A 12744-nucleotide genomic window follows, 5' to 3' on the forward strand; every position below is an offset into this window, starting at 1 on the left:
CAGCCCACAGGCACAATTGCGGCATGGATCAGAGCGACGGGTCGTCGAAGGGTCTGCCGCGGCGAGCGGCGACACGGACGGCCAAGCTGGCCGCACTGCCGATGGGGTACGCCGGGCGGAAGGCGCTCGGACTGGGGAAGCGGATCGGGGGCAAGCCCGCTGAGGCGGTGCTGGCCGACGTCCACCAGAGGACGGCCGACCAGCTGTTCCGCACCCTGGGTGAGCTCAAGGGCGGCGCGATGAAGGTCGGCCAGATGCTCTCGGTGATGGAGGCGGCGCTGCCGGAGTCGCAGGCCGCCCACTACCGCGACCAGCTCACCCGGCTGCAGGACTCCGCTCCCCCGATGCCGACCGGGATCGTACGCGGCCTGCTGGCCCGCGACCTCGGGGCCGACTGGTCCGAGCGGCTGGTCGAGCTCTCCGAGGAGCCGGCCGCGTCGGCCTCGATCGGGCAGGTGCACCGGGGCCGGTGGGCCGACGGGCGCGAGGTTGCGGTGAAGGTGCAGTACCCGGGCGCCGACGAGGCGCTGCGCGCCGACCTGCGCCAGATCGGGCGGGTCGCGGCGATCGGCAACGCCGTCGTGCCCGGCATGGACATCAAGGCGCTGGTCGCAGAGCTGCAGGAGCGGGTGGCCGAGGAGCTCGACTACCCGAAGGAGGCCGAGGCCCAGCGCGTCTTCGCGGCGGCGTACGCCGATCATCCCCTGATCGAGGTGCCCGACGTCGTGGCGGTGGGGCCGTCGGTGCTGGTCACCGAGTGGGTGGAGTCGGAGGGCTCGATCGCGAAGGTCATCGCCGGCGGCACCCCCGAGGAGCGCGACCACTACGGCGAGCTGCTCGCCCGGTTCTGGTTCTCCGCGCCCGAGCTGACCGGGATGCTCCACGCCGACCCGCACCCCGGCAACTTCCGGGTGCTCCCCGAGGGCCGGATGGCGGTGCTCGACTTCGGGCTCGCCGCGCGGCTCCCCGAACGCGGCTTTCCCGAGCCGATGGGCCGGCTGATCCGGATCGCCGCGACCGGCGACGCCGACGCGCTGGTCGCGGGCCTGCGCCACGAAGGCTTCATCCGCGAGGGCATCAAGGTCGAGCCTCAGCATGTGCTCGACTACCTGGCCCCGTTCGTGACGCCGGCGCTCGAGGAGCGCTTCCGGTTCACCAGGGAGTGGATGCGCGAGGAGTTCAGGCGGATCAACGACCCCAAGGACCCCGCCTACACGGTCGGCCTCAAGCTCAACCTGCCGCCGTCCTATCTGCTCATCCACCGCGTCTGGCTCGGCGGGCTCGGAGTGCTGGCGCAGCTCGACGCGGAGGCACCGTTCCGGGAGATCCTCGAGGAGCACCTGCCCGGCTTCGCGAGCTGAGCGGGCTGGGCGGCCTCAGGCCTTCGGCAGCAGAGTCTCCCCGATCGGGTCGGGGTTGTAGGCGATCTCCCAGCGCACGCCGTCGGGGTCGGCGAAGTAGCCGGTGTAGCCGCCCCAGACCCGCTCCTCGGCGGCCGGGGCATCGCGCCCGAGCGACCGGGCGAGCGCGAGCACGTCGTCGACCTCCGCACGGGTGGCGACGTTGTGGGCGAGCGTGAACGGCGCGAGACCACCGGCCGCGGAGAGCGTGCCGACCTCTTCCTCGAACTCCTCGCGGTCCCACAGGGAGAGGATCAGGTGCTCGCCGACGCGGATCATGACCACCCCGTCGGCCTCGAGCTCCGATGTCCAGCCGAGGCCGTCGACATAGAACGCCCGACTCGCCGCCACATCGGCGACGGCGAGGGTGATGAAGCTGATGCGCTGGTCCATGACGACCACCCTGCCATGGACCAGCGGCAGCCTCACTCCTGCTTCGGTGCGCCGGGCTTCGCCGGCTTCTCGCGGAGAACCTCGCGACGCGCACGGTATTCGGCCTCGTCGATGTCGCCCGCTGCGTACCGCTCGGCCAGCCGCGCCTCGCCGGCCTGCCGCGGGCCCTCGGCGGCGCGTCGGCGACCGAAGAGGACGATCGCGGTGATGATCCCGGCGATCACCAGGAACCACAGGATCGGGAAGATCGGCCAGAACGCCGGCGGGCCTCCCCCGTCGTGCCACGGTCCGTTGTCTCGCCACGGACCCCAGTTGTCACCGGCCACGGCGATGGTGGCCACAGTCTCGTTGATGCTCATTTCTCGTGTCCTTTCCGGAGACTTCGTACGCATCCCAGACTGCTGCGCGAAGGCCGCCGGCACATCGGCTCACGAGCGGGGGCGGCGTACGCAATCGTGCGTACGCCGCCCCTGAGTCAGCCCTCGAAACCGGCTCGGAGCGGGCTGCGCTGGTGCCCGTCGTCGAAGTTGTCGGGCGCGAGCCAGCGCTCGTGGCGCTCGCGCACCCGGGGCCAGTCTTCGGCGGTGACGGCGAACCAGTCGGTGTCGCGGTTGCGGCCCTTGACGACCATGTGGTTGCGGAACCGGCCCTCGTAGCCGAACCCGAGCCGCTCCGCGGCCCGTCGTGACGGCTCGTTGAGGCTGTCGAGCTTCCACTCGAAGCGGCGGTAGCCGAGGGTGTCGAACGCGTGGCGCATCAGCAGGTGGATCGCCTCGGTCGCCGCCCGCGTCCGCGCCAGCGCAGGCCCGAAGAGCACCCCGCCGACCTCGATCCGGCCGTGGGCGGGGTTGATCGCACAGTAGCCCGCGACCCCGCTCGCCCTGCCGGCCCGCTCGCCCTCCTTCGGGACGAACGCGAACGGCACCACGTCAGGTGCGTCGACGAGCCCGGCCAGGTGCATCCACAGATCCTGCAGCGAGGTCGGCATCGGGATCGGCCGGTAGGTCCACAGTTCGGCGTCGTGCGGGCCGCACACCGCGGCGTAGAGATCTGAGTACTGGGCCGAGGAGAGCGGTGCGACCCGCACATAACGCCCCTCCAGACTCACCGGCTCCGGCCACGGCCTCGTCTCCCAGCCCTCGACGAGATCACCGACGGGATAGCTGAAGTCGCTCACGCGGATCATTCTCACCGAGCCTGCCGCAGCACCACACCGGGGGCTGCTCACGCCGCGACGTCCACCGCAATGTCCACTGGGCGTCCGCGGTGGTGAGCGAGCGGGCCGAAGACGATCATCGAGACCGAGATCACGATCCCGTAGAAACCGAACACCCGACCGCGCATCTTCGACAGCCGGGCTACTCCGTCGCCGGGTCGAAGTCGAACGCCGGCAGACCGTCGAGGCTGGTCCGGTTCTTCCTACGCCGGTAGTTGGCCGATCCCTCGACCCCCTTGCGCTCGAAGTACGCAGGCAGCAGGTCGCGCTCGCCGGCGTAGTCCATCAGCGGCACCGAGAAGCCGCAGGAGTCGGAGATCCGTTCGATGTCCACGACGACGACCGCCCGGGCGCCGGGCAGGTCGGTGAAGCGGCCGGCCAGGTCGGCGTACCCCTCGTCGTAGCGGGTCACCACCCGGCCCCGACCGTGGAAGCGGACGATGTCGGGTGCTCCGTCGAAGGCGCAGAACATCACCGTGATGCGGCCGTTCTCCCGCAGGTGGGCGATCGTCTCGCTGCCGCTCCCGGTGCCGTCGAGCCACGCGAAGGTGAGCTCGTCGAGCATCCCGAAGGTGCCCGGGAGGCCCCGCGGCGACAGGTTGACGTGACCGTCCTCGGCGAGCGGTGCGGTGGCGACGAAGAAGACGACCTGGCGGTCGACGAAGTCGCGCAGACGTCCCTCGACGCGCGCGTGCACCTTCCCCATACGCCGGTTACTCGGGCACGTTGCGGTAGGCGCCGTCGGAGGCCGAGGTGGCCATCGAGGCGTAGGCACGCAGCGCCGCGGAGATCTTCCGGTCACGGTCGATCGGCGTGTAGGGCTTCTCGCGCTTCTCCTGGGCGGCGCGACGCTCGTCGAGGACGATGTCGTCGACGTCGAGGGAGATCGCACGGTTCGGGATGTCGATGGTGATCTGGTCGCCGTCCTCGACCAGCGCGATCAGGCCGCCGCCGGCCGCCTCCGGGGAGACGTGGCCGATCGAGAGCCCGCTCGTGCCGCCGGAGAAGCGTCCGTCGGTGATCAGGGCGCACTTCTGACCCAGGCCGCGCCCCTTGAGGAACGAGGTCGGGTAGAGCATCTCCTGCATGCCGGGACCGCCCTTGGGGCCCTCGTAGCGGATCACCACGACATGGCCGGGCTCGACCTTCTTCTTCAAGATGCCGTCGACGGCGGCGTCCTGGGACTCGAAGACGATCGCGGTGCCGGTGAAGGTCAGGCAGTCCTCCGGCACGCCGGCGGTCTTCACCACACAGCCGTCGGGGGCGATGTTGCCGGACAGGATCGCGAGCCCGCCGTCGGCGGTGTAGGCGTGCTCGAAGTCTCGGATGCAGCCTTCGGCGGCGTCGGTGTCGAGGCTCGCCCAGAGGTTCTCGGTGGAGAACGCCTCAGTCGTACGCACCCCGCCGGGCGCGGCGAGGAAGAGGTCGAGCGCCTCCTGGCTGGGATTCTCTCCGCGGATGTCCCAGGCGCCCAACCATTCCTCGACGGTGTCGGAGTGGACGCTGTGGACGTCCTCGTTGAGCGCGCCGCCGCGGCGCAGCTCGCCGAGCAGGGCCGGGATGCCGCCGGCACGGTGGACGTCTTCCATGTGGAACTTCGGCGAGTTGGGAGCGACCTTCGACAGGCACGGCACCCGCCGCGAGATCTCGTCCATGTCGTGCACGTTGAAGTCGAGCTCGGCCTCACGGGCAGCGGCGAGCAGGTGCAGCACGGTGTTGGTCGAGCCGCCCATGGCGACGTCGAGCGCGACCGCGTTCTCGAACGCGCTGCGGTTGGCGATGTTGCGCGGCAGGACGGACTCGTCGTCCTCCTCGTAGTAGCGGCGGCACAGTTCGACGACCGTACGCCCCGCCTGTTCGAAGAGCGCGCGGCGCTTGGCGTGGGTGGCCAGCGTCGAGCCGTTGCCCGGCAGGCTCAGGCCGATGGCCTCGGTGAGGCAGTTCATCGAGTTGGCGGTGAACATGCCGCTGCAGGAGCCACAGGTCGGACAGGCCGAGCGCTCGACCGTGTCGAGCAGCTCGTCGCTGACCGCGTCGTTGGCCGAGAGCACCATGGCGTCGACCAGGTCGAGCTTGTCGTGCACGATGCCCTCGACCGCGGTGGTCTTGCCGGCCTCCATCGGACCGCCGGAGACGAAGACGACCGGAATGTTGAGGCGCAGGCTCGCCAGCAGCATCCCGGGGGTGATCTTGTCGCAGTTGGAGATGCACACGATCGCGTCGGCGCGGTGCGCCTCGACCATGTATTCGACCGCGTCGGCGATCAGTTCACGGCTCGGCAGCGAGTAGAGCATGCCGGCGTGACCCATCGCGATGCCGTCGTCGACGGCGATCGTGTTGAACTCCTTGGCCACTCCCCCGGCCTCCTTGATCGTCTCGGCGACGATCTTGCCGAGGTCACGAAGGTGGACATGGCCGGGCACGAACTCCGTGAACGAGTTGGCGATCGCGATGATCGGCTTGCCGAAGTCGCCATCGGTCATGCCGGTCGCACGCCACAGCGCGCGGGCACCCGCCATGTTGCGGCCCGAGGTCGATGTTGCGGAGCGAAGAGTGGGCATACCACTCAGGTTACGCCCGCCCACGTACGACCTCGAACACCCCGACACACGCTGGACCACCGCCGAGTCGGCTCGTCCTGACCGGTTCGTACGCCGAGTCGGCTCGCTCTGACCATCTCCGCCGTCGAGTCGGCTCGTTAGAACGCGCCGACTCGACCTGGATCTTGGTCAGGACGAGCCGACTCGGCGCGGATCTCAGACCTTGGCGGCCCGGACCACCATCACGTCGGGGATGTCACGGAGGATCTCGCGCCAGGTCTCGCCGGCGTCGGCGGAGGCCCAGACGGAGCCGTTGCGGGCGCCGAAGTAGACGCCGGCCTCGGCGTGGTCGTCGGCGCACATCGCGTCGCGCATGACACCGACGTAGAAGTGGTCGGGGAGGCCGTCGGTGAGCGGCTCCCAGTGGTCGCCGGCGTCGCGGGAGCGCCATACGACCGGCTTCGCCTCCGGCGGGTAGCGCGACTCACCGGCTCCGATCGGGAAGGTGAAGATCGTGTCGGGCTCCTGCGGGTGGACGACGACGGCGAAGCCGAAGTCGGTCGGCAGCCCGTCGGCGATCGACTTCCAGGTCAGACCCTCGTCGTCGGAGCGGTAGACGCCACCGTGGTTCTGCAGATAGAGCCGCTGCGGGGCCGAGGGGTGGCGGGCCACCTTGTGCACGCACTGCCCGAACTCGGGATACTGCTGCCCCTCGGGCAGGAACACCGCGATGATGCCGTTGTTGCGCGCCTCCCAGCTCTCCCCGCCGTCGCGGGTCTGGTAGACCCCGCCGGTCGAGATCGCCGCGGTGACGGAGGACGGATCGGTCGGGTGCGGCAGGATCGTGTGGAACGCCTGGCCGCCGAGCCCCTCGTTCCACTCGGTGCGGTGCGGGTGCTCCCACAGGCCGCGTACGAGGTCGAAGGAGGCACCTCCGTCGCCGGACCGGAAGATCGCACCGGGTTCGACCCCGGCCCAGATGGTGCCGTCGGGAAGACCGGGCTGGATCTGCCAGACCCGGGCCAGGCTCGCGTCGACGTCGTCGGGGAACGACATCGATGTCTCGGTCCAGCTCTTCCCGTCGTCGGCGGAGGCGCGCACCAGCGCGCCCAGCCACAGCGAGGAGCAGCCGGCGAGGATGCGCCCGGTGCCGGGCTCGATCATGGCGGAGTAGATCTCCTCCATGTCATGGTGCGGACCGGTGAAGTCCCAGTCCTGACGGGCGTCGTCAGAGTGCCCTATCCACAGACCCTTTCGGGTCCCCACCAGCAGCTTCGTAGCCATGCGTCCAGCATCCACCCGGTCGCCGCCTGGTGCCAGCGCAATTCGGTGAAAGGTGCGGCGGGAGAAACTTTCGCCGCCCACGCCACCCGCCGGGCGCGGTTCTTCTGCCTCGGCCGTGCAGGTCCTAGCCTGGCCCCATGACCAGACCCGCCTGGGAGACGTACGCCGCGATCCTCTTCGACCTCGACGGCGTGATCACGCCGACGGCAGTGGTGCACATGCGCGCCTGGGAGGAGATGTTCAACGCCTATCTGAGACAGAAGACCCCAGGCGCCGAGCCCTACACCGAGCAGGACTACTTCGCCTACGTCGACGGCAAGCCGCGCTACGACGGGGTGCGCGACTTCCTCGCCTCACGTGACATCGAGCTGCCCGAGGGCACCCCGGAGGACTCGCCCGACCTCGAGACCGTCTGCGGTCTCGGTAACCGGAAGAACAACGCCTTCAACGAGGTGCTCGAGCGCGACGGGGTGGAGGCCTACCCCGGCTCGGTGCGGTTCCTCGACTACCTCGCCACCCTCGACGTACGTCTGGCCGTGGTGTCGTCGTCGGTCAACGCGCCCACGGTTTTGAAGTCGGCGGGGCTGCTGGACAGGTTCGAGACCGTCGTGTCGGGAGCCGTCGCGGACGAGCAGGGGCTGCCCGGCAAGCCTGCCCCGGACACATTTGTCTACGCAGGTAGCGTGCTCGGAGCCACCCCGAGCGAAGCCGTCGTTCTCGAAGACGCGGTCTCCGGGGTGCGCGCCGGCAAGGCAGGAGACTTCGCCCTCGTGGTCGGGGTGGATCGCGGCGCAGGCCACGACACCCTCACCGACGCCGGCGCCGGCCTCGTCGTCTCCGACCTCGCCGAGCTCATTCCCGAGAACCCTGACCTACCTGCTCGAGGAGCACAGCAGTGAAGACCAACGTCGGCCCGAACCCCCTGGACCGAGCCCGTTTCCCCGTCGACCCGTGGCGCCTGGTCGAGACCAGCTATTCGCCCGAGGACGTCGGTCTGACCGAGACGATCTTCAGCGTCGCCAACGGCTATCTCGGCATGCGCGGCACCCCCGAGGAGGGGCGCCCGACCTACGCCCACGGCACCTTCATCAACGGCTTCCACGAGACCTGGCCGATCCGTCACGCGGAGAATGCCTACGGTTTCGCGAAGACCGGCCAGACGATCGTCAACGCCCCCGACGCGAAGATCATGAAGATCTACGTCGACGACGAGCCGCTGACCTTCGGCACCTCCGACCTGGAGGAGTACGAGCGGGTGCTCGACTTCCGGGCCGGCGTGCTGCGGCGGCATCTGGTGTGGCGTACGCCCTCGGGCAAGCGGGTCGCGATCGAGTCGACCCGGATGGTCTCGATGACCCAGCGCCACCTCTCGATCCAGACGCTGGAGATCACGATGCTGAGCGGCTCGGCGCCGATCGTGATCTCCTCCCAGCTGCTCAACCGGCAGGACGGCAAGGACGAGTACCACGTGCCGTCGGCGGCGCTGGGTGAGGGGATGGACCCGCGCAAGGCCTCCGCCTTCGACTCCCGCGTGCTGCTCCCCCAGCTCTCCTTCGCCGACGAGGAGCAGATGACGCTCGGCTACCGGTGCGCCAACTCCGGCATGACGATCGCCGTCAGCGCCGCCCACCAGATCGACACCCCCGACCCGGTCGAGACGATCGTGCGCGCCGAGGACGACCTGGCCAAGGCGGTCTTCCGCGTCGACGCCACCGAGGGCAGCACCCTGCGGATGCAGAAGACGGTGGCCTACCACACCTCCCGCGGCGTGCCGGTGCGCGAGCTGGCCGATCGCTGCGGCCGTACGCTCGATCGGGCGAACCGCCTCGGTGTCAGCCACTTCGAGCAGGACCAGCGCACCTGGTACGACGAGTTCTGGGCCGCCGCCGACGTCGAGGTCGGGCCGCCCGTGGAGCCCGCGGACGGGAGCTCGGCCGGCGACATCTCGGCGGTGCAGCAGGCGATCCGGTTCAACCTGTTCTCGCTCGCCCAGGCGACCGCCCGCACCGACGGGCTCGGCGTGCCGGCGAAGGGGGTCACCGGCTCCGGCTACGAGGGGCACTACTTCTGGGACACGGAGTGCTACGTCGTACCGTTCCTCTGCTACACCCAGCCCGAGGTCGCCCGCAACGTGATGCACGCGCGCTCGGTGATGCTCCCGGCAGCACGACAGCGAGCTCGGGAGATGGCCGCCGAGGGCGCGCTGTTCGCGTGGCGCACCATCAACGGGCAGGAGGCCTCGGCCTACTACGCGGCCGGCACCGCTCAGGTGCACATCGACGCCGACATCGCCTTCGCGCTGATGAAGTACGTCTACGCGACCGGCGACACCGCCTATCTCGTCCGTGAGGGCGTCGACATCCTGGTCGAGACCTCTCGGATGTGGGCCGATCTGGGCTTCTGGCGCCACAACGGGGAGCCGTCCTTCCACATCCACGGCGTGACCGGGCCCGACGAATACACCACGGTGGTCAACAACAACCTGTTCACCAACGTGATGGCCCGCTACAACCTGGAGAAGGCGGTCGAGACGATCGAGCTGCTCCGCACCGACTACCCGCGCGAGTACGAGCAGGTCATGGGGCGGATGAGCCTGTCGACCGAGGAGGTCGAGGAGTGGGGTCGCTGCGCTGCCGCGATGCACATCCCCTACGACGCCGGCCTCGGCATCCACCCGCAGGACGACAACTTCCTCGACCGCGAGGTGTGGGACCTGCCCAACACCCCCGATGCCGTACGCCCGCTGCTGCTGCACTACCACCCGCTGGTGATCTACCGGTTCCAGGTGCTCAAGCAGACCGACGTCGTGCTCGCCCTCTTCCAGCAGGGCAACCGGTTCACCCCGGCCGAGAAGCGGGCCGACTTCGAATACTACGACCCGATCACCACCGGTGACTCGACGCTGTCGGCGGTCGTGCAGTCGATCATGGCGGCCGAGGTCGGCTACCAGGATGCCGCGCTGCGCTACTTCTACGACGCGCTCTACGTCGACCTGCACAACATGCACGGCAACACCGTCGACGGCATGCACATCGCCTCGACGGGTGGGGTCTGGGGCGGGCTCGCGTTCGGCTTCGGCGGCATGCGCGACTACGACGGCAACCTCTCCTTCGACCCGAGGCTGCCGACCCAGTGGGGCTCGCTGAGCTTCCGGGTGCAGTGGCGCTCGACCCGGATGAAGGTGACCGTGACCGCGAGCCGGATCGACTTCACCGTCGAGGACACCCCCGGCGAGGAGTTCGACGTGCCGGTCAGCGTGCGCGGCGAGCACTTCGTGGTCACCAAGGGCTCGGCGGTCTCTGTGCCGCTCGCCGACCAGGGGCCGCGGATCGGCACCAGCCTCGACGCGGAGCCGCACGGCGGCACTCGTCAGGACGGCTCGCAGATCACCGCCACTGTGCCGACGCCGATCCCGCCCGAGGTCTACGAGGAGGAGCACGTCGAGCACGCGATGGTGCCGCACGAGGGTCGTCACACCACGGACTCCACCTCCTGAGCCTGGCCCACCGTCACTAGACTGACCGGGTGGTCCCACGCTTCGCTTCCGGCAGCTCGATCCTGCGGACGAAGGTGGCCCACCCGGTCGTTCTGGTGCTGATCGGGATCGCCTCGGTGCAGGTCGGCGCGACCTTCGCCAAGTCGCTCTTCGACGAGGTCACCCCGACCGCGATGGTGTGGCTGAGGCTCTCGCTCTCGGCACTCATCCTGCTGGCGATCACCAGGCCGCGGGTCCGTGGCTTCGCGCGCCGGGACTGGCTGGTCGTCCTCGCCTTCGGAGCCTCGCTCGGGCTGATGAACTGGACGATCTACCAGGCCTTCGCCCGGCTCCCGATCGGGATCGCGGTCACGATCGAGTTCATCGGGCCGCTGACGATCGCGCTGCTCAGCTCGCGGCGCGCCCGCGACCTGGTCTGGGTGGCGCTGGCGGCGGCCGGGGTGGTGCTGCTCGGTCTCGAGCCCGGCCCCATCTCGATCCCGGGTGTGCTGTTCGCGCTGGCCGCCGGGGCCTGCTGGGCCTCCTACATCGTGCTGTCGAAGGCGACGGGCGCGCGCTGGGAGGGCATCGACGGGCTCGCCCTGGCCTCCACGGTCGCGGCCGTCGCGCTGACCCCCGCAGCGATGACGCACACCGACGGGCTCGGCGCCCCGCACGTGTGGCTCGTCGGGCTGATGGTGGGCCTGATGTCGTCGGTCGTCCCCTACTCCCTGGATCTCATCGCGCTGCGCTCGATCAAGCCCGCGCTCTACGCGATCCTGATGTCTCTCGAGCCCGCCGCCGGAGCGCTGGCCGCGATCGTCGTGCTCCACGAGGGGCTCTCGGGCCAGCAATGGCTGGCGATCGCCTGCGTCGTGGTCGCCTCCGCGGGCGCGACCACCACCGGGAAGCCGGCCCATCACGTGCCGGCGGAGTCGACGCCGGCCTGATGCCGGGCTGATCCGGTCTCGGGCTGAGGCCGCGCCGGCCGAGGGTGCGGGTGACGTGGGGCGTTTCACACAAGCGACACCGGAACGTCACTGACTCCGAACAGTTGGATCACTAGAGTTTTCTCACAGCAGAGCTCTCTCCCAGCTCGTCTCCCCCTCGCCCCGCTCACCCACCAGTCTCTGGAGCCGTCCGTTGTCGACCAACATCGTCCCTGCCCGCACCATGGCCCAGGTGGCCGTGCTCTTCGCCGCGCGCATCGCCGGCAGAGGGGTCGGCCCGATCCTGCGGCCGATCCGCATGCTCTTGGCGTGGCCGGTGACCTCACAGGCCGGCGCCCGCGACAACGCCAGGGTCGCTGAGGAGGAGATGCTGATGCGGCGTACGGAGCGCGAGGAGGTCACGCACTATCTCGAGCTGCTCGCATCGGAGAGAATGCCTGTATGACATTGCCCCGGGCGGTCGCTGAGTCGACGGTCACCTTCCGTGACGTGCTGTCCGACGACGGCACGGTGATCCGTGCGTGGACCAACGACCCCGAGGGCATCATCGACGGGCCGACCGTGCTGCTGTGCAACGGCCTCGGCACCAGCCCCTGGAACTGGCCGGCGCTGCTGCACACCTCGTGCGGCGTACGCGTCGTCTCCTGGCAGCATCGCGGCACCACCGGCGCCGACCGGCCCGACGACCCGGCTCGGACCACCTCGCGGCACTTCGCCGAGGACGCGCTCTCGGTGATGGACGCCTTCGTGCTCGCTCGCCCCGTGGTGCTGGGCTGGTCGATCGGCGTCAACACCGCCTTCGAGCTCGCCGCCGACCACCCCGAGCGCGTCTCCGGCGTCTTCGGCGTCGCCGGGGTGCCCGGTGACACGTTCAGGTCGATGCTCGGCCCGCTGCGCCTGCCCGCGCCGGCGGCGGGTCTCGTGACCCGCACCGCATCCCGGGTGCTCCGTCGCACCGGCTCGCTGATCACTCCCCTGGCGAGCCGCCTCGACCTCGGCCCGCGCGCCATCGCCGCCTTCTCGAAGGCCGGTCTGATCGGCAAGGTCCCCGACCCCGAGCTCGCCGCCGTCGCGCTCGCGGAGTTCCTGACCACTCCGGTGGAGTGGTACTTCCACCTCGCGCTGCGCACCTCCCAACGCCGCGCGGTCTCGCTGCGCCGGATCAAGGTGCCGGTCATGCTCGTCGCCGGCAACCGCGACCTCATCGCCGGCGCACGCCACATGGCCCGCGTCGCCGACGGCGTCAAGAACGCCACCTACGTCGAGCTCGACGGCACCCACTTCATCCAGATGGAGCAACCCGCCCGCGTCCACCAGCTCCTCCTCTCCTTCCTCGACCGCGTCGCCGAACGCCAACGCACCTGACCCTGCTTCTGCCGAGAAGTCACGTCTGCAGGCCGAGGGGTCACCTCTGCAGGCCGAGGGGTCACCTCTGCAGGCCGACACGTCAGGTGTGCAAGCTCAGAGGTCAGGTCTGCAGGTCGAA

Annotated in this window: 12 protein-coding genes; 6 read left to right on the top strand and 6 right to left on the bottom strand. The window is 69.8% G+C overall.

Features of this window, described 5'->3' with window-relative positions:
* The first annotated feature begins 23 nt into the window (after window positions 1-23).
* Entirely contained in the window at window positions 24-1361 is a 1338-nt protein-coding gene (locus FB381_RS17035; protein WP_141781384.1) for an ABC1 kinase family protein, read from the top strand.
* Window positions 1362-1376: 15 nt separating this feature from the next.
* On the opposite strand, the gene FB381_RS17040 is transcribed toward FB381_RS17035, so the two are convergent.
* The 6 genes from FB381_RS17040 to FB381_RS17065 form a co-directional block, all read right to left on the bottom strand.
* Window positions 1377-1793, bottom strand: coding sequence for a VOC family protein (locus FB381_RS17040; protein WP_141781385.1), 417 nt, complete (start codon window positions 1791-1793; stop codon window positions 1377-1379).
* Between the two features lie 32 nt (window positions 1794-1825).
* A complete protein-coding gene (locus tag FB381_RS17045) occupies window positions 1826-2152 on the bottom strand; it encodes an SHOCT domain-containing protein (RefSeq protein ID WP_141781386.1) in 327 nt (108 codons plus the stop codon).
* A 116-nt stretch (window positions 2153-2268) separates the two neighbouring features.
* Window positions 2269-2970, bottom strand: a complete 702-nt coding sequence (locus tag FB381_RS17050; protein ID WP_246088162.1) for a GNAT family N-acetyltransferase — start codon at window positions 2968-2970, stop codon at window positions 2269-2271.
* A 181-nt stretch (window positions 2971-3151) separates the two neighbouring features.
* Complete coding sequence (locus tag FB381_RS17055) at window positions 3152-3715, bottom strand: pyridoxamine 5'-phosphate oxidase family protein (protein ID WP_141781388.1); 564 nt, start codon at window positions 3713-3715, stop codon at window positions 3152-3154.
* Between the two features lie 7 nt (window positions 3716-3722).
* Entirely contained in the window at window positions 3723-5570 is a 1848-nt protein-coding gene (ilvD, locus tag FB381_RS17060) for a dihydroxy-acid dehydratase (RefSeq protein WP_141781389.1), read from the bottom strand.
* A gap of 195 nt (window positions 5571-5765) precedes the next feature.
* The gene (locus FB381_RS17065; RefSeq protein ID WP_141781390.1) at window positions 5766-6833 is read right to left on the bottom strand and encodes a WD40/YVTN/BNR-like repeat-containing protein; all 1068 of its coding nucleotides are present in this window, start codon (window positions 6831-6833) and stop codon (window positions 5766-5768) included.
* 137 nt (window positions 6834-6970) lie between these two features.
* On the opposite strand from FB381_RS17065, the gene FB381_RS17070 reads away from it, so the two are divergent.
* The 5 genes from FB381_RS17070 to FB381_RS17090 all read left to right on the top strand — a co-directional run bounded on the left by FB381_RS17070 (window position 6971) and on the right by FB381_RS17090 (window position 12623).
* Window positions 6971-7732: an HAD family hydrolase gene (locus FB381_RS17070; protein ID WP_141781391.1), complete on the top strand. Its 762-nt coding sequence runs from the start codon at window positions 6971-6973 to the stop codon at window positions 7730-7732.
* A complete protein-coding gene (locus FB381_RS17075; protein WP_141781392.1) occupies window positions 7729-10329 on the top strand; it encodes a glycoside hydrolase family 65 protein in 2601 nt (866 codons plus the stop codon). The genes FB381_RS17070 and FB381_RS17075 overlap by 4 nt, the downstream gene beginning before the upstream one ends.
* A 29-nt stretch (window positions 10330-10358) precedes the next feature.
* A complete protein-coding gene (locus FB381_RS17080) occupies window positions 10359-11258 on the top strand; it encodes an EamA family transporter (RefSeq protein ID WP_141781393.1) in 900 nt (299 codons plus the stop codon).
* Between the two features lie 193 nt (window positions 11259-11451).
* Window positions 11452-11703, top strand: coding sequence for a hypothetical protein (locus FB381_RS17085; RefSeq protein WP_141781394.1), 252 nt, complete (start codon window positions 11452-11454; stop codon window positions 11701-11703).
* Complete coding sequence (locus FB381_RS17090; RefSeq protein ID WP_141781395.1) at window positions 11700-12623, top strand: alpha/beta fold hydrolase; 924 nt, start codon at window positions 11700-11702, stop codon at window positions 12621-12623. The genes FB381_RS17085 and FB381_RS17090 overlap by 4 nt, the downstream gene beginning before the upstream one ends.
* Window positions 12624-12744 lie beyond the last annotated feature (121 nt).

It is taken from the genome of Nocardioides albertanoniae, assembly GCF_006716315.1.
Taxonomy (GTDB): domain Bacteria; phylum Actinomycetota; class Actinomycetes; order Propionibacteriales; family Nocardioidaceae; genus Nocardioides; species Nocardioides albertanoniae.

Bases quoted from the DNA above. Each gene is read 5' to 3' on its own strand.
- FB381_RS17035 (WP_141781384.1), top strand. From the start codon at position 24: ATGGATCAGAGCGACGGGTCGTCGAAGGGTCTGCCGCGGCGAGCGGCG.
- FB381_RS17040 (WP_141781385.1), bottom strand. From the start codon at position 1,793: ATGGACCAGCGCATCAGCTTCATCACCCTCGCCGTCGCCGATGTGGCG.
- FB381_RS17045 (WP_141781386.1), bottom strand. From the start codon at position 2,152: ATGAGCATCAACGAGACTGTGGCCACCATCGCCGTGGCCGGTGACAAC.
- FB381_RS17055 (WP_141781388.1), bottom strand. From the start codon at position 3,715: ATGGGGAAGGTGCACGCGCGCGTCGAGGGACGTCTGCGCGACTTCGTC.
- ilvD (WP_141781389.1), bottom strand. From the start codon at position 5,570: ATGCCCACTCTTCGCTCCGCAACATCGACCTCGGGCCGCAACATGGCG.
- FB381_RS17065 (WP_141781390.1), bottom strand. From the start codon at position 6,833: ATGGCTACGAAGCTGCTGGTGGGGACCCGAAAGGGTCTGTGGATAGGG.
- FB381_RS17070 (WP_141781391.1), top strand. From the start codon at position 6,971: ATGACCAGACCCGCCTGGGAGACGTACGCCGCGATCCTCTTCGACCTC.
- FB381_RS17090 (WP_141781395.1), top strand. From the start codon at position 11,700: ATGACATTGCCCCGGGCGGTCGCTGAGTCGACGGTCACCTTCCGTGAC.